The organism is Streptomyces griseoaurantiacus (assembly GCF_036189845.1).
In the GTDB taxonomy this organism is placed as follows: domain Bacteria; phylum Actinomycetota; class Actinomycetes; order Streptomycetales; family Streptomycetaceae; genus Streptomyces; species Streptomyces griseoaurantiacus.
The window spans coordinates 6,156,238-6,178,732 of sequence record NZ_CP108326.1 but is presented as its reverse complement, the minus strand read 5'-3'; the positions used below and the strand labels follow the sequence as shown (position 1 = coordinate 6,178,732).

The 22,495-nt window shown below is 73.1% G+C and carries 17 protein-coding genes; 7 read left to right on the top strand and 10 right to left on the bottom strand.

Annotated elements, in window-relative coordinates; all coding sequences use genetic code 11:
* Positions 1–382: 382 nt before the first annotated feature.
* Together OHB09_RS27330 and OHB09_RS27325 are read left to right on the top strand one after the other, a co-directional pair.
* Positions 383–2,212 carry an AMP-dependent synthetase/ligase gene (locus OHB09_RS27330; protein WP_006142909.1) on the top strand — a complete coding sequence of 610 codons (1,830 nt, stop codon included), beginning with the start codon at positions 383–385 and terminating at the stop codon, positions 2,210–2,212.
* Positions 2,213–2,407: 195 nt separating this feature from the next.
* Positions 2,408–3,241: an aldo/keto reductase gene (locus OHB09_RS27325; protein ID WP_006142910.1), complete on the top strand. Its 834-nt coding sequence runs from the start codon at positions 2,408–2,410 to the stop codon at positions 3,239–3,241.
* A 71-nt stretch (positions 3,242–3,312) separates the two neighbouring features.
* On the opposite strand, the gene OHB09_RS27320 is transcribed toward OHB09_RS27325, so the two are convergent.
* The gene (locus tag OHB09_RS27320; protein ID WP_328728100.1) at positions 3,313–5,043 is read right to left on the bottom strand and encodes a glycoside hydrolase family 6 protein; all 1,731 of its coding nucleotides are present in this window, start codon (positions 5,041–5,043) and stop codon (positions 3,313–3,315) included.
* A 664-nt stretch (positions 5,044–5,707) separates the two neighbouring features.
* On the opposite strand from OHB09_RS27320, the gene OHB09_RS27315 reads away from it, so the two are divergent.
* Positions 5,708–8,647: a glycoside hydrolase family 48 protein gene (locus OHB09_RS27315; RefSeq protein ID WP_328922688.1), complete on the top strand. Its 2,940-nt coding sequence runs from the start codon at positions 5,708–5,710 to the stop codon at positions 8,645–8,647.
* Between the two features lie 132 nt (positions 8,648–8,779).
* Here the strand turns inward: OHB09_RS27315 and OHB09_RS27310 are convergent, their stop codons facing one another.
* Together OHB09_RS27310 and OHB09_RS27305 are read right to left on the bottom strand one after the other, a co-directional pair.
* Positions 8,780–9,478 (bottom strand): hypothetical protein, encoded by a 699-nt coding sequence (locus OHB09_RS27310; protein WP_319116340.1) that lies wholly within the window; start codon positions 9,476–9,478, stop codon positions 8,780–8,782.
* A 134-nt stretch (positions 9,479–9,612) separates the two neighbouring features.
* Positions 9,613–10,476, bottom strand: coding sequence for a helix-turn-helix domain-containing protein (locus tag OHB09_RS27305; RefSeq protein WP_191851857.1), 864 nt, complete (start codon positions 10,474–10,476; stop codon positions 9,613–9,615).
* Positions 10,477–10,648: 172 nt separating this feature from the next.
* Between OHB09_RS27305 and OHB09_RS27300 the strand changes: the two genes are divergently transcribed.
* Positions 10,649–10,954, top strand: coding sequence for a 4a-hydroxytetrahydrobiopterin dehydratase (locus tag OHB09_RS27300; RefSeq protein WP_006142917.1), 306 nt, complete (start codon positions 10,649–10,651; stop codon positions 10,952–10,954).
* 32 nt (positions 10,955–10,986) lie between these two features.
* Entirely contained in the window at positions 10,987–11,751 is a 765-nt protein-coding gene (locus OHB09_RS27295; RefSeq protein WP_328922687.1) for a class I SAM-dependent methyltransferase, read from the top strand.
* A gap of 38 nt (positions 11,752–11,789) precedes the next feature.
* On the opposite strand, the gene dnaK is transcribed toward OHB09_RS27295, so the two are convergent.
* The 4 genes from dnaK to OHB09_RS27275 all read right to left on the bottom strand — a co-directional run bounded on the left by dnaK (position 11,790) and on the right by OHB09_RS27275 (position 17,333).
* Positions 11,790–13,697: a molecular chaperone DnaK gene (gene dnaK / locus OHB09_RS27290; protein WP_328922686.1), complete on the bottom strand. Its 1,908-nt coding sequence runs from the start codon at positions 13,695–13,697 to the stop codon at positions 11,790–11,792.
* A 202-nt stretch (positions 13,698–13,899) separates the two neighbouring features.
* On the bottom strand, positions 13,900–14,325 hold the full coding sequence (locus tag OHB09_RS27285) for an OsmC family protein (protein WP_006142921.1): 426 nt from the start codon (positions 14,323–14,325) through the stop codon (positions 13,900–13,902).
* A 123-nt stretch (positions 14,326–14,448) separates the two neighbouring features.
* A complete protein-coding gene (locus OHB09_RS27280) occupies positions 14,449–16,653 on the bottom strand; it encodes an alkaline phosphatase family protein (protein WP_100086039.1) in 2,205 nt (734 codons plus the stop codon).
* 203 nt (positions 16,654–16,856) lie between these two features.
* Entirely contained in the window at positions 16,857–17,333 is a 477-nt protein-coding gene (locus OHB09_RS27275) for a hypothetical protein (protein ID WP_234528309.1), read from the bottom strand.
* A gap of 86 nt (positions 17,334–17,419) precedes the next feature.
* Between OHB09_RS27275 and OHB09_RS27270 the strand changes: the two genes are divergently transcribed.
* Positions 17,420–18,280, top strand: a complete 861-nt coding sequence (locus OHB09_RS27270) for an MBL fold metallo-hydrolase (protein ID WP_328918326.1) — start codon at positions 17,420–17,422, stop codon at positions 18,278–18,280.
* Positions 18,281–18,303: 23 nt separating this feature from the next.
* Positions 18,304–18,900: a DedA family protein gene (locus OHB09_RS27265; protein WP_040896724.1), complete on the top strand. Its 597-nt coding sequence runs from the start codon at positions 18,304–18,306 to the stop codon at positions 18,898–18,900.
* 24 nt (positions 18,901–18,924) lie between these two features.
* On the opposite strand, the gene OHB09_RS27260 is transcribed toward OHB09_RS27265, so the two are convergent.
* From OHB09_RS27260 to OHB09_RS27250, 3 genes are all read right to left on the bottom strand, one after another.
* Positions 18,925–19,995 (bottom strand): MBL fold metallo-hydrolase, encoded by a 1,071-nt coding sequence (locus OHB09_RS27260; protein ID WP_328922685.1) that lies wholly within the window; start codon positions 19,993–19,995, stop codon positions 18,925–18,927.
* 44 nt (positions 19,996–20,039) lie between these two features.
* Positions 20,040–21,305 carry an aminotransferase class I/II-fold pyridoxal phosphate-dependent enzyme gene (locus tag OHB09_RS27255; protein WP_167795586.1) on the bottom strand — a complete coding sequence of 422 codons (1,266 nt, stop codon included), beginning with the start codon at positions 21,303–21,305 and terminating at the stop codon, positions 20,040–20,042.
* 232 nt (positions 21,306–21,537) lie between these two features.
* Positions 21,538–22,368 carry a hypothetical protein gene (locus OHB09_RS27250; RefSeq protein ID WP_328728105.1) on the bottom strand — a complete coding sequence of 277 codons (831 nt, stop codon included), beginning with the start codon at positions 22,366–22,368 and terminating at the stop codon, positions 21,538–21,540.
* Between the last annotated feature and the right edge of the window lie 127 nt (positions 22,369–22,495).

Sequence of the window (22,495 nt, the reverse complement as noted above, 5' to 3'; positions counted from 1 at the left end):
GCCCGCACCGCCCCCTTCGCCCAGCCCGCGCAAGCCCGCCCGCACCGCGCCCGGCAGCCCTCGCCGGTTCTCCGGACCACCACCGGAACGGGCCGTTCCACCCGGCCCTCCGCGGTGCCCGGAACGCCGCCGCTACCCATCAGTAACCCGTGTCGCCCGGTGCCCGCCCCGGGCAGATTCCGTGGAGATTGCGCGGCCGGAACTTACCCGGAGGTCAGCTTTCTGTCCCGCCCCGACCCATGTGGGCGCATTTTCTTCCGTTGACCAGTGCGTTCCGTGAACAACGCTCGCTTTTCACCCCCCTCCCGCCCCGTCGCGCCGTGGGGTAGCTTTCACGCCCTGTCCGGGAACGCACTGTCCGGGAACGCACGAGGAGCGGGGTTTGCACGAGTTCACCAACCCTCCGCTGGAGACGTCGCCACCGCCGGCGGGCGGACTGGCCGACGTCGTCTTCGAGCATGCCCAGGAGGACCCCTCGCGCATCGCCCTGGGCCGCAAGGGCCCCGACGGACGGTGGCGCGACGTCACCGCCGCCGAGTTCCGCGACGAGGTGCTCGCCCTCGCCAAGGGCCTCCTCGCCCAGGGTGTCCACTTCGGCGACCGGGTCGCGATCATGTGTCCCACCCGCTACGAGTGGACCCTGTTCGACTTCGCGCTGTGGTCCATCGGCGCCGAGGTCGTCCCGGTCTATCCGACCTCCTCCGCCGAGCAGGTCTGCTGGATGCTGCACGACGCGCAGGTCAGCGCCGCGATGGTGGAGCACGAGGACCACGCGATGACCATCGCCACGGTCATCGACCGCCTCCCCCATCTGCGCCGGCTGTGGCAGCTCGACGCGGGCGCGGTGCAGGAGCTGTACGACGCGGGCGCGCACCTCGACGACACCGCGGTGCACCGGCACCGGCAGGCGGTCACCCCCGACACGGTGGCGACGATCATCTACACCTCCGGCACCACCGGCCGCCCCAAGGGCTGTGTGCTCACCCACGGCAACCTGATGTTCGAGACGGACACGGTGATCCGGCGCTGGGAGCCGGTGTTCCACTCCCGCCGCGGCGACGAGGCGTCCACCCTGCTGTTCCTGCCGCTGGCGCACGTCTTCGGACGGATGGTGGAGGTCGCGGCGATCCGGGGAAAGGTGAGATTCGGCCATCAGCCGCAGCTCAGCGCGTCCGCGCTGCTGCCCGACCTGGCCGCGTTCCGGCCGACCTTCTTCCTCGCGGTGCCGTACATCTTCGAGAAGGTCTTCAACGCCGCCCGCCGCAAGGCCGAGAAGGAGGGCAGGGCGGGACCGTTCGAGAAGGCCGTCGAGGTGGCGGTCAAGTACGCGGACGCCGTGGAGGCAAAGGCCTGGGGGATCGGACCGGGGCCGACGGCGGGGCTGCGGATGCAGCACCAGTTCTTCGACAAGCTCGTCTACGCGAAGATCCGGGCCGCGATGGGCGGCAGGGTGCGGCACGCGATGTCCGGCGGTTCGGCGATGGACCGTCGGCTCGGGCTGTTCTTCGCGGGCGCCGGCGTGCAGGTCTACGAGGGCTACGGGCTCACGGAGTCCACGGCGGCCGCGACCGCCAACCCCCCCGAGCGCACCCGGTACGGCACGGTCGGCCAGGCGATCCCGGGCATGTCGGTGCACATCGCGGAGGACGGCGAGGTCTGGCTGCGCGGCGACAACGTCTTCCAGGGGTACCTCAACAACGAGAAGGCCACCGACGAGGCGCTGCACGAGGGCTGGCTCGCCACCGGCGACCTGGGCACGCTCGACGAGGACGGCTACCTCACCATCACCGGGCGCAAGAAGGAGATCCTGGTCACCTCGGGCGGCAAGAGCGTCTCGCCGGGACCGCTGGAGGAGCGGGTGCGGGACCATCCGCTGGTGGCGCAGTGCCTCGTCGTCGGCAACGACCGGCCGTACGTGGCGGCGCTGGTCACCTTGGAGCAGGAGGCGGTGGAGCACTGGCTGCAGATGCGCGGCAAGCCGCGGCTCGACCCGGCCCGGCTGGTACGCGACCCGGACCTGGAGACGGAGGTGCGGCGGGCGGTCGTCGCCGCGAACACGCAGGTGTCCCGGGCCGAGCAGATCCGTACGTTCCGTATCCTGGCGCACCAGTTCACCGAGGAGCACGGGCTGCTCACCCCCTCGCTGAAACTGAAGCGCAGGGCGATCGAGAACGCCTACGAGGCCGAGGTCGAGGCGCTCTACCGGGCGTGAGGCGATCTTTCGGCACGCCGTACCCGACGAGGGCGGGCGGTACCCGACGGGGAACAGACCACCCGGAATGCAACACGCAGCGTGATCGTTGACGATGGGGTAATCGGGCCCGAGTCCGGGCAGGAGCACCTACGGGTGTGATGAACAGACGAACGGCCCGACGCACCCACCGACGACCTAAGGATTCGAGAGCTCGTGAGCAGCAAGGTCCCCCCGATCATCCTCAACAACGGCGTCGAGATGCCCCAGCTCGGCTTCGGCGTCTGGCAGGTGGCGGACGACGAGGCGGAGCGTGCCGTGAGCACCGCCCTGGAGGCGGGCTACCGCAGCATCGACACCGCGGCGATCTACGGCAACGAGGAGGGCACCGGCAGGGCGATCGCCTCCTCCGGGCTCCCCCGTGAGGAGCTCTTCGTCACCACCAAGCTCTGGAACGCCGACCAGGGCCACGACAGCACCCTGCGTGCCTTCGACACCTCGCTGAAGAAGCTCGGCCTGGAGTACGTGGATCTGTACCTGATCCACTGGCCGATGCCGGACCGGGGCACGTTCGTCGACACCTACAAGGCCTTCGAGAAGCTGTACGAGGAGGGCCGCGCCAAGGCGATCGGCGTCTCCAACTTCCTTCCCGAGCATCTGACGACGCTCCTCGAAGCGACCTCGGTCGTGCCGGCGGTCAACCAGATCGAGCTGCACCCGCAGCTCCAGCAGCAGACGGCACGCGAGGTCCACGCGGAGCACGGCATCGCGACCGAGGCGTGGTCGCCGCTCGGCTCCGGCAAGGGTCTGCTGGACGTGCCGGCGATCGTGGCGATCGCCCGCAAGCACGGCCGGACGCCGGCCCAGGTGGTGCTGCGCTGGCACCTGCAGCTCGGCAACGTCGTGATCCCGAAGTCCGTGACCCCCTCGCGGATCAAGGAGAACTTCGACGTCTTCGACTTCTCGCTCGACGAGGAGGACCTGGGCGCCATCAGCGCGCTCGACGAGGACCGGCGCCTCGGCTCGAACCCGGCGGACGTCAACGACTGACGCCCCCCGTCTCCGGACGAAACCGCCCGGCCCGCATGCGCGGACCGGGCGGTTCGCCGTTGCCGTGCGGGTCAGGACAGCGGCGGGTAAGCGTTGTCCATCAGCTCGCGGAACTGGGCGGAGAACCAGTGGCCGGAGACGGGGGCGTCCCCGAGGGCGCCCGACATGTTGTTCCCGTTGCGCGCGTTGCCCGTGTACGTCGGGTCGCACATCCGGTCGAAGCCCTTGCCCTCGTCGTTGTCGATGGCCTCGCTGGCTCCGTCGGACTCGCCCGGGGGCTTCATCCACACGTAGGCGTCGATCCCGGACTCGGGGGCCGCCTGCGGGCGTTCGCCCAGACCGGCACCGGACTGGTTGCACCAGTTGCCGACGTGGATGCGGCGGTCGATGCGTCCGCCCTCGATGTACGTGTCGACGCTGGTCTTGGCGCCGGGCCCGGTGGGCCGCTCGGAACCGCCCCAGCCGTTGCGGGAGGTGTCGATCAGCATGCCGATGTCGGAGTTGAAGCCGACGGAGACCGCCTCCTCGCGGAAGGCCTGGGCGTACGACAGCTCGTCGACGTACCGGTTCCAGTCCACCCACTTGGACTGGCGCACGGAGGTGCCGTTGACGGTGTCGTCGATGGTGAAGTTCTCCTCCTTCAGGGCGCTGTAGTTGGCGGTGTTGGTGATGAAGCCGTGCACGTCGTCGACGCTGGCGCCCTCACTGGTGGCCGCCGTCTTGAACAGCTCGGCGGTGGGGCGGAAGTTGTCGTCCCAGCCGAGCCAGCCGTGGTGGCCGGCGTCCACGTAGTTGTAGACGTTGGGGATCGCGCCGAGCTGCGCCAGCGCGTAGCCGACGCCCTTCACGTAGTTGCCGTTGGCCTTCATCTCGTCGCACTCGGGCGTGGCGGTCGACTTGCTGCCGGTGTTGGTGACGAGGTTGGGCAGCGAGTCGATCTCGATCGTGGCGACGATCCGCAGCGAGGCGTACTTGGAGTCGGACAGGATGTCCGCGATCGGGTCGATGAAGTCGGACTTGTACTTGTCGATGTCGTCGGGGCCGAGTTCGCCGTTGGAGGCGAGGGCGGAGCAGTCGCGGCCCGGCAGGTCGTAGACGACGAGCTGGACGACCTCCTCGCCGCTGCCCTTCTGCTCCAGCGCCGCGTCGAGGTGGTCGCGCAGGCCCATGCCGCCGTTCGCGCCCTCGATGGCGGCGATGCGGTCCAGCCAGACGCCCGTCGGCTCGTCGGAGACGCGGTCGCCGCCCGGTTCGGCGGCGGCCAGGGCCGACCACTCCGGGTTCACGTACACCTTGGCGCCGGCGTACGGGTTGTCCACGCGGCCGGACGGGTCGGTGGTGCCGCCGCCGTCGTCCCCGCCACCGCCGTCGTCCCCGCCGCCGGAGTCGACGTTGCAGGTGACGCCGTCGAGCGTGAAGCCGGCCGGTACGGCGTTGGAGCCGCTGTAGCTGCCCTGGAAGCCGAAGCTGGTCGAAGCGCCGGTGCCCAGCGAGCCGTTGTAGCTCTCGTTGGTGACGGTGACCGCGTTCCCGCTCTGGCTGAACTTGGCGTTCCAGCCGCTGGCGACCTTCTGGCTGCCGGCGTAGGACCACTTCAGGGACCAGCTCGTCTTGGCGGCGCCGTTGTTCTTGACGGTCACGTTGGCGGTGAAGCCGGAGCCCCAGTCGTTCTGTATCTGGTAGTCGACGGAGCAGGGGACGGCCGCGGTGGCGGCTCCTGCGGTGGGTGCCATGAGGGCGGTGCCCGTACCCCCGGCGATCAGTGCCAGGGCGGCGAACAACGCTGTTCTGGTACGGCTCATGAGTGCGTGTTTCCTTCTTCCTGTCGGGTGGTGCCCGGTTCGGCCCGCGTGGTGCCGTGCGGGGTCTTCCGTTCAGGGCGCGCGGTGACCGCGCGGCCCGGCTCCGTACGACGGGGGTGCGCCGTCGCGGCCGGAGAGCGGGGAGGGACCGAAGGAGCGGTCCCGGGAGAGGCGGACCCGGCCGGCAGGCGGCGGGACCCGGTTCTCGGACCGGTTCACGACGTGGTCCACGAGGGGGTGCGCGCGGGTGTCCTTGGCCGGACGGAGGCCGCTTCGCGTCCCGGCCCGGAGGGTGCGTCGGGCCGTCGCCGGACCGGCGCACGGGGCGCGGCCGCGCGGACCACGGTTGCAACTAGTGAACGCGGGGGGTGGCGCATGAGCGACTCCTTGCAGCTCGGTCGCGTCCGTGACGGACGCGTCGACTGATGGAACCGCTCCCACTGGTGTGGGGAAGGTAGCGCCAACCGGGGGCGAATCCAAGGGGGTCGAGCCGGGAACCCGCCGAAACCGGCCCCTCACCGTAGGTGAACCTCGTCGAAATCTTTTCGGGTGTTCACATGACTTGACCGCGAGGGTGGCTCTCCCCACTATGGGAGCGCTCCCACTGGTTCACAGCTTGTCGCTCCTCCCCCCACTCGCCAGAGCCGCAAGGAGGACCAGCACCATGGAACCCTCGCGCAGACCCAGCTCCGGGACCAGACGCAGACGCCGTGCCGCACGGCGCCTGTGGACCGCCGCCGTGGCGGCCCTCGCACTTCCCCTCGCCCTGCTGTCGACCGGGTCGACGACCGCGCACGCGGCCTCCGTCCGGTGCAGCGTCGACTACACGACGAACGACTGGGGCTCCGGCTTCACCGCCGAGCTCACCCTCACCAACCGGGGCTCCGAGGCCCTGGACGGCTGGACCCTGACGTACTCCTACGCCGGCAACCAGAAGCTCAGCAACGGCTGGAACGGAAGCTGGTCGCAGTCGGGGCGGTCGGTCACGGTCAGGAACGCCTCGTACAACGGCACGGTCGCCGTCGGCGCCGCCGTCACCACGGGCGGGCAGTTCACGTACAGCGGCACCAACACCGCCCCCACCGACTTCGCCGTCGACGGCACCCGCTGCGCCGGCGCGCACCAGCCGCCGGTGGCCGTGCTGACCAGCCCGAGCGCCGGCGCGGTCTATTCGCAGGGCGACGCCGTCCCGCTCGCGGCCACGGCCGCCGCGGCCGACGACGCGTCGATCGCGAAGGTCGAGTTCTACGACGACACCACGCTGCTGGGCAGCGACACCAGCGCCCCGTACACCTACTCGGCCACCGGTCTGTCCGTGGGCGGCCACTCACTGGTGGCCAAGGCGTACGACAGCCTGGGCGCCTCGGCCGAGTCGAGTCCGGTGGGCATCACCGTCGCCTCCGGACCCGCGATCGTCGCCTCGCCCGCCCAACTGGCGGTCCGCCAGGGCGCGTCCGGCAGCTACGAGGTGAAACTGTCGACGAAGCCCTCGGCGGACGTCACCGTGACGACCGCCCGCACCGACGGCAACGACGGTCTCGCGGTCACGGACGGCGCCTCACTGACCTTCACCCCGTCGAACTGGGACACCGCGCAGAAGGTGACCGTCACCGCCGACGACTCCGGCACCGGCGCCGCCACCTTCACCTCCTCCGCGAACGGCCATGCCAAGGCCACCGTGACCGTCACGGAGCTGAGGGGCTCGACGGCGTACGACGCCCGCTTCCTGGACCTCTACGGGAAGATCACCGATCCGGCCAACGGCTATTTCTCCCCTGACGGCGTTCCGTACCACTCGGTGGAGACGCTGATCGTCGAGGCGCCCGACCACGGGCACGAGACCACCTCGGAGGCGTACAGCTATCTCCTGTGGCTGCAGGCGATGTACGGCAAGGTCACCGGTGACTGGGACAAGTTCAACGGCGCCTGGGACATCATGGAGAAGTACATGATCCCCACCCACGCCGACCAGCCCACCAACTCCTTCTACGACGCCTCGAAACCGGCCACCTACGCGCCCGAGTACGACACCCCGGACGAGTACCCCTCCGCGCTCGACACCGGTGCCTCGGTGGGCCGTGACCCGATCGCGGCGGAGCTGAAGAGCGCGTACGGCACGTCCGACGTCTACGGCATGCACTGGATCCAGGACGTCGACAACGTCTACGGGTACGGCAACGCGCCCGGGAAGTGCGAGGGCGGGCCCACCACGAGCGGACCCTCGTACATCAACACCTTCCAGCGCGGCCCGCAGGAATCCGTCTGGGAGACGGTCCCGCAGCCGACCTGCGACGCCTTCAAGTACGGCGGCAGGAACGGCTATCTGGACCTGTTCACCGGCGACTCCTCCTACTCCAAGCAGTGGAAGTACACCGACGCCCCCGACGCCGACGCGCGCGCCGTGCAGGCCGCGTACTGGGCCGACGTGTGGGCCAAGGAGCAGGGCAAGGGCGGTGAGGTCTCCGCGACCGTCGGCAAGGCCGCGAAGATGGGCGACTACCTGCGCTACGCGATGTACGACAAGTACTTCAAGAAGATCGGCAACTGTGTGGGGCCCTCCTCCTGTGCCGCCGGCACCGGCAAGGACGCCTCCCACTACCTGCTCTCCTGGTACTACGCCTGGGGCGGCGCCACCGACACCAGCGCCGGCTGGGCCTGGCGCATCGGCTCCAGCCACGTCCACGGCGGCTACCAGAACCCGCTGGCCGCGTACGCGCTCAGCTCCTACGCCGACCTGAAGCCCAAGTCGGCCACGGGCTCGGCGGACTGGGCCACCTCCCTGGACCGGCAGCTGGAGTTCTACCGCTGGCTGCAGTCCGACGAGGGCGCGATCGCGGGCGGCGCGACCAACTCCTGGCAGGGCAGGTACGCCACCCCGCCGAGCGGCACGCCCACGTTCTACGGCATGTACTACGACGAGGCGCCCGTCTACCACGACCCGCCGTCCAACCAGTGGTTCGGCTTCCAGGCGTGGTCGATGGAACGCGTCGCCGAGTACTACCAGCAGACGGGCGACGCCGACGCCAAGGCGGTCCTGGACAAGTGGGTCGACTGGGCGCTGTCCGAGACCACGATCAACCCGGACGGCACCTACCGGGTCCCCTCCACCCTCCAGTGGTCGGGGAAGCCGGACACCTGGAACGCCTCGGCCCCCGGCGACAACAGCGGTCTGCACGTCACCGTCGCCGACTACACCGACGACGTGGGCGTGGCCGCCGCGTACGCCAAGACCCTGACGTACTACGCCGCCGAGTCCGGCGACACGGAGGCGAAGTCGACGGCGAAGGCGCTGCTGGACGGCATGTGGGACCACTACCAGGACGACCTCGGCATCGCCGTCCCGGAGACCCGCGCCGACTACAACCGCTTCGAGGACAGCGTGTACGTCCCCAGCGGCTGGACCGGCACCATGCCGAACGGCGACACGATCGACTCGTCCTCGACGTTCGCCTCGATCCGTTCCTTCTACAAGGACGACCCGGCGTGGTCGAAGATCGAGAGTTATCTGAAGGGCGGCGCCGCGCCCGTCTTCACGTACCACCGGTTCTGGGCCCAGGCGGACATCGCGCTGGCCATGGGCGCGTACGCGGAGCTGCTCGAATGAACCCCCGCTGAGGCTCCGCGTACCGGGTCCCGTCGCCTGGGGACGGGACCCACACCAGGCCGGGCGGCCGCCGCGCACGCGGTGCCGCCCGGCCGTCCATGTGTACTGGCGGAATGTACCGGCGGACGCGGCTCAGTAGTTGCCGTTGGTGATCATGTCGCCGTCGCTGCCGTACACCGTCACGAGCCCGTTGTCCGACTCGTAGCAGCTCGTGAACGCCGAGGTGATCAGCTTGGCGTCGCCCGCGTCGGCGCTCATGAAGCCGCCGGTGAAGTCGGTGAAGACCTCGGCCGCGTCGAGGATGTCGTTCCTCTTGTCGGTGCCGGTCACCTTGGTGACGTGCGCGACGGCGGCCTTCTCGCCGGCGGTGCCCTTCTTGGCGACGCAGGCCTTGAACCGGTCGGCCTGGCTGCCGGTCGACTTCGCGTCGGCCTTGTCGCCCTCGCCGTCCTTCTTGTCGTCCTCGGCGTCGCTCTTCGTGTCGTTCTTGGCGTCGCTCCTGGCCGTGTCGTCCTTCGCGGAGTCGTCCTCGGCCTGGCTGCTGGAGGCGGTGCTCTTCTTGCCGTCGTCGTCCCCGCCGCCGACCGCGGCCACGACGATGCCCAGGACCACGAAGAGGGCCAGCACACCGAGACAGGAGAATCCGACGATCCTGCCGGTGTTCCGGCGGGGCGGCTGCGGCATCGGCGGCGGAGTGCCCCAGCCGGGCTGCTGCTGGTACTGCGGGTAGGGCGGCTGCCCCGGGTTCTGCTGGTGGACCGGCGGCTGCGGGTACTGCGGGCTCTGGCCCTGCCGCGGGTCCTGCGGGTTGTGCGGGTGCTGCGGGTTCACGGTCCCCCCATGGAGAAATTGTGGTGCACGTGGGTGACTCGTGTAACGCTCGATTGGTTGCAGGGTGAGACCCAGATCACTCTTACGTGGGTACGGGCCCCTGAGGCCTGTCGGCCGGGGCGGGGGACGCCGGATCAGTACCGCTCGCGGTGCGCCTTGAGCACGTCCCGTGTGCGGGCGGCCGAGGCGGCCTGGGCGGACATGTGGTCCAGGACCTCCAGGTGGGTGGCGACCTCCAGGCGGTTGTCCAGGTAGAGCGCACCCGTGAGGTACTCGCTGTAGACCATGTCCGGCAGTTCCGGCTGGGCGAAGCGGAACAGGGTGAAGGACGTGTACGTGCCCGGGTGCGGACCGGCGGCGAACTCCGCGACCTGGAGCGTGATCCCGTCGTCCTCGGACGCCTCGAGGAGCCGGTCCACCTGGTCCCGCATCACCTCGGGGCGCATGCCGACCGGCCGCAGCAGTGCCGTTTCGTCCATGATGACCCACAGGTGGGGCGCGTCCGTGCGGTCGAGCAGCTTCTGCCGGTGCATCCGCAGCGCCACGTGCCGTTCCACGTCCTGAGGGCTCGTCTGGCCGATCGTGCCGGCCTCCATCACGGCCCGCGCGTAGTCCTCCGTCTGCAGCAGCCCGGGCGCGAAGTGCGGCTCGTAGGAGCGGATCACGCGCGCCGCGCCCTCCAGGCTGACGTGCATGCTGAACCAGTCGGGCAGCACGTCGTGGTACCGCTGCCACCAGCCGGGCTCGTTGGCGTCCTCGACCAGGGCGACGAAGGCGGCGACCTCGGGCTCGGGGACGCCGTACGTGGTGAGCAGCACCTGGACGTACGGGATCTTGAGCGTCACCTCGGCCATCTCCATGCGCCGCACGGTGGCCGGGGCGACCCGCAGTACCTGTGCGGCCTCCTCCCGGCGCAGCCCCGCCGCCTCGCGCAGCTCCTGCAGCCGTCGGCCGAGCACGACCTGGCCCACGGTGGGCGCGGCCCGCCGTTCGCTCACGCCACGCCTCCCCACGTGCCGAAGTGTGCGCGCGGTGTGGCGTTCCCGGAAACAAGCCTCCACCGCTGCACGCATGAGATCATGTCATCCGATCGGAATGCCAGTCCCCCGAGGTGCCCGGCCGTTGTCAAGGGCGGGCCCGCGCCGGGGTCTTCGGGTGAGGAGCGAGGTCATGGCCGTCGAACCGCTGTCCCGGACGGAGATCGACAACCGGTTGGCCGACCTGCCCGGCTGGTCGCTGACGGAGGGCCGGCTCACCCGCGTCTACCGCCTCGGCTCCCACTTCGCGGCCACCGCGATGGTCGTGCACATCGCCCAGGTCCAGGAGGAGCTGAACCACCACTCCGACCTCACCCTCGGATACGACACGGTCGCGCTGGCGGTGCACACGCACAGCGCCGGCGGCGCCGTCACCGCGCTGGACTTCGGCCTCGCCCGCCGGGTGGAGGACCTCGCCCCCGTGCACGGCGCCCGCTGAGCCGGAGGGGCACACGGACAGAGAGGGCGGGCGTGCTCGACTACGACCAGGAGGCCGAGCGCTACGACGAGCTGCGCGGCGGTGAACCCCGGGCGGCGGCCGCGGCCGAGGGCGTCCTCGCGCTGGTGCCGGACGGGGCGCGCACGCTGCTCGACGCGGCGTGCGGCACGGGCATCGTCACCCGCAGGCTCGCCGAGGCCCGGCCCGGCCTGCGGGTCGTGGGCTCCGACCTCTCCCCCGCGATGGCCCGGCGGGCGGCCGCGCGGCTGCCCGGGGCCGTGGTGCGCGCCGACAGCCGGCGGCTGCCCTTCCCCGACGGCCGCTTCGACGCGGTCGCCACGGTGTGGCTGCTGCACCTCGCCCCGAGCGCGGAGGACGTACGGGTCCTGGTCGCCGAGTGCGCGCGGGTGCTGGCGCCGGGCGGGGTGTGGGTGACCACGGCCGACAAGGGCGCCGCGCACAACGTGGGCAGCGACATCGACGCGGTACTGGCCTCCCGGCCGCCGAGCGAGGCGCGGGACGCCGCGGACACCGTCACGGCGTGCGCGAGGGAGGCGGGACTCGTACCGGCCGGACGGGGCGGCTTCCGGGGACACGGGCAGGGGCGCAGTCCGCGGCGGACGCTCGCGGACCTGCGCCGGGGGTGGTTCATGACACTGCCGCCGGGGGACGCGGCGACCGAGTCGTTCGCGACGCGGCTGGCCGCGCTGCCCGACCAGGACCGGCCGCGTCCCGACCCGCGTTTCACTCTGCTGGCGTTCCGGCGGCCGGACGGGACGGCCCGGCCCGGGAGTTGACGAGGCGCCGGGGTTCGGTGACCGGGGGGGCACCCCGGTCACGCCGCGCCCTTGCCGCCTCCCTTTCGCGCCTCGCCCTCGCCGTCCTCGCCGTCCCCGCCGTCCTCGTCCACGATCTCCGCGTCCACGACGCCCTCGGCGCCTTCCGACGGTTCGGCACCGGGACCGGCTTCGGGTCCGGAGGCGGTCGCCGCCCCGCTCTCCTGGTACATCGCCTGTCCCACCCGCTGGCTCACCGTCGCGAGTCGCTCCACCCCCGCCCGGAGGGCGGCCGTGTCGGGCTCGCCGTTCAGCAGGGCCTTCAGGTCCGTCACCGCCGACTCCACGTCCGCCTTGACGTCCGCCGGTACGCGGTCCTCGTTCTCCCCGACGAACTTCTCCGTCCGGTAGACGAGTTGCTCCGCCTGGTTGCGCGTCTCGACCGCCTCGCGCCGCTCGCGGTCCTCCTCCGCGTAGCTCTCCGCGTCGCGCATCATGCGGTCGATGTCCTCCTTGGGGAGGGCCGAGCCGCCGGTGACGGTCATCTTCTGCTCGCGCCCGGTCGCGAGGTCCTTCGCCGAGACGTGCATGATCCCGTTGGCGTCGATGTCGAAGGCCACCTCGATCTGCGGGACGCCGCGCGGGGAGGGCGGCAGGCCGGTGAGGTCGAAGACGCCGAGCTTCTTGTTGTAGGCGGCGATCTCGCGTTCGCCCTGGTAGACCTGGATGCCCACGGAGGGCTGGTTGTCCGCGGCGGTGGTGAAGATCTCCGAACGCCGGGTGGGGATCGTGGTGTTGCGCTCGATGAGCTTGGTCATGATGCCGCCCTTGGTCTCGATGCCGAGGGACAGCGGGGTGACGTCGAGGAGGAGGACGTCCTTGACGTCGCCGCGCAGGACGCCCGCCTGGAGTGCCGCGCCGACGGCGACGACCTCGTCGGGGTTGACGCCCTTGTGCGGGTCCTTGCCGGTGAGTTCCCTGACCAGTTCGGTGACGGCGGGCATCCGCGTGGAGCCGCCGACGAGGATGACGTGGTCGATGGCGGAGAGCTTCACCCCGGCGTCCTTGACGGCCTGGTGGAAGGGACCCTTGCAGCGTTCCAGCAGGTCCGCGGTGAGGTCCTGGAACTGGGCGCGGGTGAGCGTCTCCTCCAGGTGCAGCGGGCCGGCGGACGAGGCGGTGAGGTAGGGAAGGTTGATCGTCGTCTCGGAGGAGCTGGACAGCTCGATCTTGGCCTTCTCCGCGGCCTCGCGCAGCCGCTGGACCGCCATCTTGTCGGCCCCGAGGTCGACGCCGTGGTGCGCCTTGAACCGCTTCACGAGGTGGTCCACGACCCGCTGGTCCCAGTCGTCGCCGCCCAGGTGCGTGTCGCCGTTGGTGGCCTTGACCTCGATGACGCCGTCGCCCATCTCCAGGAGGGACACGTCGAAGGTGCCGCCGCCGAGGTCGAAGACGAGGACGGTCTGCTCGTTCTCCTTGTCCAGCCCGTACGCGAGCGCGGCCGCCGTCGGCTCGTTGATGATGCGCAGCACCGTGAGGCCGGCGATCTCCCCGGCCTCCTTGGTGGCCTGCCGCTGGGTGTCGTCGAAGTAGGCGGGCACGGTGATCACGGCGTCCGTGACGTCCTCGCCGAGGTAGGACTCGGTGTCGCGCTTGAGCTTCTGCAGGACGCGGGCGGAGAGTTCCTGCGCCCGGTAGCGGGTGCCGTCCACGGAGCCCTGCTCAGGGAAGTGCCAGTGCGGGTCGCCCATGTACCGCTTGACGGAGCGCGCGGTGCGCTCGACGTTCGTCACCGCCTGCCGTTTGGCGACCTCCCCGACGAGGACCTCCCCGTTCTTCGCGAAGGCGACGACCGAGGGGGTCGTCCGCGCGCCCTCCGCGTTGGCGACGACCGTGGGATCACCGCCCTCCAGTACCGCCACCACCGAGTTCGTCGTTCCGAGATCGATCCCGACCGCACGCGTCATCGCCGTACCCCTTCCGACCGGTTTCCGTCCCCGCGCCCCTCCTGCGTGCCCTACCTACCAGCACAAAACTTGAGCGGGTCATTGTCAACCCATCTTTCGGCCCCTTCCCGCCCCCCGGACGCCCGGCGGCCGGGTACCCCGCGGACGGCGGAAGCCGCGCCCCCGGGTGCGGGAACGCGGCTTCGATGGTGTCGGCGAACCGTCAGGCGAGCTTCGCCGAGAGGGTGATCTCGGTGCCGGCGAGCGCCTGGCTGACCGGGCAGTTCTTCTTGGCGTCCTCGGCGGCGGCGGCGAACCCGTCGGCGTCCAGGCCCGGGACGGTGCCCTCGACGCTCAGGTGGATGCCGGTGATGCCCGTGCCCGGCTGGAAGGTGACGTCGGCCTTCGTCTCGATCCTGGTGGGCGGGGTGCCGGCGCCGGCCAGGGCGTGCGAGAGCGCCATGGAGAAGCAGCTCGAGTGCGCGGCGGCGATGAGCTCCTCCGGGCTGGTCTTTCCGTTGGCCTGCTCGGCGCGCGAGGCCCACGTCACCGGCTGCTCGCCGATGCCGGAGGAGTCGAAGGTGACGACACCCTTGCCCTCGAGCAGGTTGCCTTCCCAGGCGGTGTGCGCGGTGCGCGTGGTTGCCACTGTGCGTCCTTCTTTCGAGACGGTGCGGTCCGGTGCGGACCGGGTGAACGAGGTGGTTCAGCTGGTTCCCTGCACGGGTACCGGCCCCATCCGATCACATTCCCGTGCGACGCACCCGCTCGTTCAGGCCGCCCGCTCGTCGGCGTCGTCGCCGGTGGCCGCGCGGTCCCGCCCGGCGGGCCGGGGGACGACGGTGCCCCGGCCGGGGCCGAGCGGGATCTGCGGGCCGTCGCACTCGCGCAGCCAGCGGGCGAGCACCCGGTGCACCTCCTCCGCGCCGACCAGCTCGGCACCCTCCGCGACGGGCGGACTGAACTCCAGCGGCGACAGCAGGAAGGGCCGCCCCTGCGCGCCGCCGAGGCCGCCGTGGGAGCCGATCTGCTCCTCGAAGGCGAGCACCTCGCCCTCGGCCGGGTCGTACCAGGAGTTGACCATGATGTCGGCCGTGTGCGGGAAGGAGTGCGTGCGCCGTACGGCCTCGGCGGCGCCGGGGCCGAAGTCGGCGAGCGGGCCGGGGTGCGCCTCGCTCAGCTCGTCCACGGGCACCTCGGCGCCGTGCGCGGCGAGCACCACCCCGCCGTGCTCCTCGCTGCGCACCAGGAGGAAGCCGATGCCGGGGTGGTTGGCGAGGGTGGAGAGCAGCGCGGGGTGGCGCCGGTCGATCTCCTCCTTGCTCATCCGGTGCGGCACGTCCGGGAAGGAGACGAGGCCGAGGTTGCCGGAGGCGAGCACCACGGGTTCGCCCGCCGGGCGGGGCGCGGGCCGGCCGTCCTGGCGGGCGGGAACGCAGGCGGTGTGCCGCGGCCGGTCGGTGTCCTCCTCCACGGGGCGGCGCAGCGCGGCCCGTACGGCGGCGCGGGCCTCGGCGCCGCTGTGGGTGCGCTGGGCCCGGCGCGGCACGGGCAGTCCGCAGCCGGCCCGGACCAGGTCGCCGAGGCCGAGGCCGTAGCGGGTCTGGAAGGTCTCGCCGGGGCTCTGGCCGTGGTCGGACAGGACGACGATGCGGTACGGGCGCGGTGCGCGCTCGGCGACGTGCGCGATGAGGGCGAGGGCCCGGTCGAGCCGGGCGAGCACCTTCCCGGCGTCCCTGCTGTGCGGACCCGAGTGGTGGGCGACCTCGTCGTAGGCGACCAGGTCGGCGTAGACGGCGGTGCGGCCGGCCAGCATGTCGCCCATCACCGCGGCGACGACGACGTCCCGTTCGACGACGGTCGCGAAGGCGCGGATGAGGGGGTAGAGCCCGCCCCGGCCCACCCGGGGCCGCTCCTTGCGCAGCCGGGCGCGGGTGGACTCGGTGATCTCGCGGCACACCTCGGCCACGAAGGACAGGGCGGTGCGCACGGCGTTGGCGGGGTCGGAGAAGTAGGCGAAGTAGCCCGCGCGGGAGCGGTTCGCCCGGCCGCGGCGCCGGATGGCGATGGACAGCACCAGGGCCTGCTCGCCGGCGCCGCCGCTGAAGAGGTTGCCGCGGCTGGCGCCGTCGACGGCCAGCAGGCCGGCGTGCCCGGCCCGTTCCTCGGCCCGGCGCTGGAGATCGGCGGCGCTGGTGGGCCGGTTGGCGACGACGGTCTCGCCGGTGTCCTTCTCGTACCAGCGGAAGGCGGGGACGTCGTGGTTGGAGCCGTGCAGGATGCCGAGCTGGCTGGCGCCGGTCTGGCTGGACCAGTCGGTGCGCCAGGGGATCAGCCGGTGGGTGGGGGCACTCGCGGCGGCGTCCTGGGCGGGCGCGGTGCCGGGGACCGTGGCGGGGGTGACGACGGCGTCCTCGCTGCCGTCCCGGCGTGCGGCGGGGACGCCCGGCGTGCCCGCGCCCACGCCCAGCCAGCCGGCGACGGTGGGCATCAGGCCCTTGAGCACGGCGTCGGTGAGCACGTCGTGCCCGACGCCGTCGAGCTGGAGGAAGACGGTGCCCGGGGAGGACGGCCCGGTCCGCGCGGCCGCGCGGCGGCGCCGGCGGTCCGCGAGCCGGTACAGGCGTCTTCGGTAGGCGTCGTCGTCCCGCACGGCGAGGGCGGCGCCGGTCGCCGAGGCGACGGCGGACATCACGGCGGCGACCACCACGGCGGTCTCCGGGGCGGCCTCGCCGCGCCCCGAGGGGTTCAGCCGGAGGGCGACGAGGAGGAGGGAGCCGTTGAGGAAGAAGACGAGCAGGCCGAGGACGAGGGCGGGGACGAGGAGGAGGAGCCGGACCAGGAGCGGCCAGACCAGGGCGGAGAGCAGGCCGAAGACGCCGGCTCCGGCGGCGGCGGTGACGGCGATGCGGGTGGCGCTGTCCCCGGTGTCCGACTGGAGCTTGAAGTCGGGCAGGATTCCGGCGAGGAGAAGCATCGTGAGGGTGGAGACGGCCCATACGGTGATGCTCCGCAGGGCGCCGCGGAACAGGCTCCGCCAGTGTTCGCGCCGCACCGTTCCGCTACCTCGCTCTCCGGCCGCGGGTCGCCCGCGCCTTCGCATCAGCGTGCCACAGGCGCGGTGCCGGCCCCCGCCGCCCCTGCCCCGGGTGCGGGCGGGCGGGTGCGCGGGCGGCCCCGTCAGCGGCCGTCGTAGCCCGCCGTCGGCATCGAGAGGCGTCGGTGGACGCGGGCCTTCGCGTCCGCGTCGTAGGCGGGCTCGGCCCGGCCGACGGTCTCCATGCGCACCCCCCGGCGCGCGCACTCGGCCGCGAACTCCTCCACCGAGGCCAGCGCCCGCTCCAGCACCCGCCGGCTCGGCGCGACGAACAGGTCGACCTGGCCCGCCTCGACGTCCGACCAGAGCGCCCCGTGGTCCGGGCGCAGGCCCCGGACGAGGAGCTCCCGGGTGATCACATAGCCCCGTTCCGCCGCCCAGCGCGCGCACATCGCGTGCTGGCTGCGGGAGTCGACGAGGAAGGGGTCGGCGTCCAGCTCCTCCAGCGGGGTCAGGCTGGCGATCGCCGCGACTCTCAGGGGCGTGGCCTCCGCCCCCCTCGCGCGGCGAACCGGGGAGCCGGGGCGCGGCAAGTCCGGGGCGGTACGCGGGTCTCCCATGGTGTCCCCCCTCACCTCAGGGTTTCGCCGCCGACCCTACCGCTGCGCGTAGGCTCGGGGGGAGTCGCACGAGGGGAGCAAAGGGAGTGCCGGTGGAGATCACCTGGTGGGGTCATGCCACCTGTACGGTCGAGGACTCCGGCACGCGCGTGCTGACCGACCCCCTCTTCGCCCGCCGGCTCGCGCATCTGCGCCGCCGCCGGGGCGCACCGCCCCCGCCGGACGCCGCCCTGGCGGACCTGGTCCTCGTCTCCCACCTGCACGCGGATCATCTGCACGTCCCCTCCCTGGCGCGGCTCGCGCCCGGTACCCGGGTGCTCGTGCCGCGCGGCGCCCCACGTCAGGTGCCCGGTCTGCGCCGGCTCAGGCATCTGCGGCTCACCGAGGTCGCCCCCGGTGACGAGACCCGGGTGGGCGAGGTGCGGGTGCGGACGGTGCCGGCCCGGCACGACGGGCGCCGGCTGCCCTTCGGGCCGCGCCGCTCCCCCGCGCTCGGCTTCGTCGTCGAGGGTGCCTCCCGGACGTACTTCGCCGGGGACACCGGGCTGTTCGAGTCGATGGCGAAGGAGGTCGGGCCGGTCGACGTGGCGCTGCTGCCGGTCGGCGGCTGGGGCCCCCACCTGGGCGAGGAGCACCTCGATCCGGGGCGGGCCGCCCAGGCGCTGGCCCGGCTGGAGCCGCGCAGCGCGGTGCCGGTGCACTACGGGACGTACTGGCCGATCGGCATGGACGCGGTGCGCCCGCACGAGTTCCACACGCCGGGCGCGGAGTTCGTGCGTCAGGCGGCGCTGCACGCGCCGGACGTCAGGGTGCATCTGCTGCGGCACGGCGAGAGCGTCCGCACGGGCGGACCGGACACGGGAGGTGCCGAGGACGCGGCACGTGCCGAGGACGCCGAGGGCACGGGAAGTGCGGGGGGCGCGCGGGGCGCGGAGGGCGCCCCGTGAAGGCGCTCGCCCTCGTCCCCACGATGCTGCCCACCACTCCCGACCAACAGGCGTTCGGTTATCCCTCGTTGTTCCTGCTGGTGCTGATCGGGGCGCTGGTGCCGGTGGTGCCGACCGGGGCGCTGGTCAGCACGGCGGCGGTGGTGGCCTTCCACCAGGAAGCGCCCTTCGCACTGCTGCTGATCTTCCTGGTGGCCGCGCTCGGCGCCTTCCTCGGTGATGTGACGCTGTACTGGCTGGGGCGGCGCGGCATGCACTCGAAGAACGGCTCCCGGTGGCTGGAGGCGCTGCGGGCGCGGGCGCCCGAGGAGCGGCTGGAGCAGGCGCAGGAGAAACTGGGCGAGCACGAGGTCGCGGTGCTGACGCTGTCGCGGCTGGTGCCGGCCGGGCGCATACCGGTGATGCTGGCGTGCCTGATGGCGAAGATGCCGATGCGGACGTTCGCACGGGGCTGCCTGCCCGCGTGCCTGGCCTGGGCGCTGACGTACCAGCTCATCGGGATCCTGGGCGGCTCGCTGTTCCCCGAGCCGTGGGAGGGGGTGCTGGCCGCGGTGCTGCTCACGGTGGTGATCAGCGCGGCGCCGGCCCTGTGGCGGCGGGTGCGCCGGGCCACCGGCTGAGACCGTGCGGCGGCCCGGCGGCGCTCAGTCCAGCACCGCCGAGCCGCCGATCGGGAGGTCCCACAGGTCCTCGCGCGGACGGCCGGTGTCCGCCCAGGCGGCGCGGACCCGGGTCAGCGGTTCCCGCACCGGCTCCGCGGACAGCACGAAGGTGCCCCAGTGCATCGGCGCCATCCGCCGCGCCCCCAGGTCCATCGCGGCCTGCACCGCCTCCTCGGGATCGCAGTGGACGTCCCGCAGCCACCAGCGCGGGTCGTAGGCCCCGATCGGGAGCAGCGCGAGGTCGATGCCGGGGTAGCGGTGGCCTATCGCGCGGAACCAGTGGCCGTAGCCCGTGTCGCCCGCGAAGTGGATGCGGCGGCCCTCGGGCGCGGTGAGCACCCAGCCGCCCCACAGCGTGCGGCAGGTGTCCGTGAGGCCGCGCTTGGACCAGTGGTGTGCGGGGACGAAGTCGAAGCGCACTCCCCCGAGTTCGGCCGCCTCCCACCAGTCGAGTTCGGTGATGCGGGTGAACCGGCGGCGCCGGAACCAGCGGCCGAGGCCGGCCGGCACGAAGACCGGGGTGTCGCGCGGGAGCCGGCGCAGGGTGGGGGCGTCGAGGTGGTCGTAGTGGTTGTGGCTGATGACGACGGCGTCCACGCGGGGCAGGCTCTCCCAGGGCACGCCGACGGGGGTGATGCGGGCGGGGGTGCCGAGGATGCGGCGCGACCAGACGGGGTCGGTGAGCACGGTGAGGCCGCCGATGCGGATCACCCAGCTGGCGTGCCCGGCCCAGGTGACCGCGACGGTGCCGGGACCGGCCGGGGGCAGCGGCCCGGGCTCGTACGGCAGCAGGGGGACGTCCTTCAGCGTCTCGGGGCGCGGGTACAGCGCCCCCTCGCGCAGCAGCCGGGCGTAGGGGCCGGGGCCGCTGACGAGGGGCACCGTCAGCCGGTCTGCGAAGGAGCGGGGCCAGCGGCGCGGCTCGGCCGGGGGGCGCGGGCCGGCGGGGGGCGCGAGCGGGGGCCGCGTCCGCCCCTCCGGTCCGGGGACGGAGACGGTGTCCTCGTCCGGCGGGGTGAGGGGTCTGGTGGTCGGCTCGGACTTCTGCGTCATCGAGGGGCTCCCATCGCTGGGCTTCGTCGCGTGCTTCGTCGGGTTCAGTCCTCGCTGCCGGGGGGTGGGGGGCGGCCGGGCCTGGCGTCCCGGCGCAGGTCCGCGAGGACCGTGCCCAGGTGGATCAACGCCTCGCGCACGTGCGGCGATTCCACGGGGTCGGGGGCGTCGAGGCAGCGCAGCCGCTCCTCGGGGCCGGGGCCGAGCAGCGGGCCGGTGGACAGGCGGACGCGCAGGGCGTCCAGGTCGTCGCCGAACCGGTGGCCGCCGGGCACGGGCAGGCCGAGACGGGCGCTCAGGAATTCCTCCAGTTCCTGGGCGTCGCCGACGCCGTGGGCGGCGAGGCCGGGGCGCAGCGGTTCGAGGTCGGCGTACAGGTGCCGTCCGGCGGCCGGGGGCCGGGCCAGGGCGCCGGCGCGGATCACCGTGGCGTGCGCGGCGGCGGCCACACGGGCGTGCAGGCGGACGGCGGCCGTGCGGCGCGCGGTGACGTCGGCGGGTTCGTCGAGGGCGCGGGCGGCCGCGGCGGCGACCGGGTCGGCGACGCGGGCGCCGAGCGCGGTGAGGACGTCCAGGACGCGGGCGCGCAGTCCGGCTCCGTCGGGGGTGCCGGGGAAGTGGGCGACGGCGGCGGGCCAGCCGGGCGGCAGGAAGGGGCCCGCCAGGTCGGTGAGGACGGTGACCCGGTCGGGGAGCATCTCGGCGGGGCTGAACTGGACGGTCTCCTCCGGCCGGTGCAGGGTGTCGCGCCAGGTCTCGTCGCTGATCAGGTGCAGGTCCTCGGCGGCGGCCGCCTCCACGGTCTCGTGCACGAGGTCCGGCGGGGCGACGGTGCCGGTGGGGTCGTCGGCGGCCGAGAGCACGAGGATGCGGGGGTCGCCGCCCTCGGCGCGGACCCGGCGGACGGTCTCCAGGAGCGCGTACGGGTCGGGCACGCCGCCGCCTTCTGCGGGGATCGGCACGTGGAAGACGGACCTGCCGAGCGCGCGGGCCAGCGGTGTCCACCAGGCGGCGCACGGCCGGGGCACCAGCACGTCCCCGCCGAGCGCGGCGGTGAGGGCGACGAGGAGGGCGGGGGCGCCGGGCGCGGCGACCGGACGGACGGGGCCCGCGGGCAGCCGGCGGCGGGCGAGGTAGCCCGCGGCGGCGTCCAGCAGGGCGGGGGTGCCACCCACCGGGGCCTCGTCGTCGGCGCGTTCGGCGGTCGCGCAGAGGGCGGCGGCCAGGCTCGGCAGGACGGGCAGTCCCTGGCCCGGCAGGGGCGGCCCGTACCGGACGGGACCGTGCCCTTCGGGATCCGTCCGCCCCATGGGTTCCTCCGCGCGGTGGTACCGGGCCCGGGGTTCCGGGCGTGCCCTGCCGTCCTCCTGGGGTGCCGTGCGGTGCCGACGGTGCCCATGGGCTCTGAGTACCCCGGGTCACGCCGTGTCATGGGTGTCGTCCGCGGTTCCAGTGTTCCCGGGCGTCACACGTGGTTCCCGGCCGTGCCGCGTTCACCGGCCTTCCTCGGCGCGTGGGCGCCTGTGGGGGGCGTGTCCGCGTTCATCGGCGGGGACGGGTGAGGCGGCGCCGCAGGCGGTGTACGGCGGCGCCGAACGCGCCGGCCATGAGCAGGGCACCGGCGGCCATCGCCGGCGGGGAGTCGGTGAACGCGCCCCCGCGCCCGGCCTCCACCCCGTGCTCCGCACCGTGCTGCGTCCCGGCGGAGGACGGCTCGGTGGCCGGCGCGCTCGGACGGTGGCTCGGGGCCGGGGCGGAGGCGGAGGGACGCGGCCGGGCCCCGGCGTCACCGGTGCCGGTGCCGGGTACGGCGACGGGCGGGTCCTGGGCGAGGTCCGCGCCGGTGTCGGCGCCCGTGTCGGTGTCGCCCTCGCCCCCGGTCAGGCCGAAGGAGGTGCTCCACTGCTCCCCCGCCCCGCCGGGTGCGGCCGGGCAGGCGCCGTCGACGGACCACTCGCCCGTGCCGTCGGCCGGGGCGGCGGGGTCGTCGAGGGCGTCGAGGTCGTCGAGGTCGTCGGGGACCACGGCCTGGCCGTCCGGCCCGGCGCCCGGCTCGGGCAGGGCGCCGGGGCTGTCGTCGGCCGGGACCCGGGCCGTGCCCGTGTAGGTCAGCGCGGTGCCGGTGGCGTCGACACGGCGCAGCATCACCCTGCCGTCCTCGAAGCCGCGCGAGGTGGCCTCGATCGAGGCGGGCGGGGTGCCGCCGGGGGCGTCGCAGGACACGGAGACGGTGACGGTGCCGCCGGGCGCGGCCTCGCGGGGTTCGACCCGTGCGGAGGGATCGGCCGCCGCGGAGGCTCCCGGCGCGGTGAGGCCGAGGGCGGCTCCGGTGAGGGCGACGGCGGTGAGAACTCGGGGGGCACGGCGGCGCATGGGCGGACTCCTCGGACGGAACGTCGAAGGACACGGCGCTCGACTCCGTGCCCCGCCTCCATCACAGTCCCGCCCCGCCGGCGCCGCCCGGGACCGTCACCCATTGGCGCGACGGGCTCGGCCATCG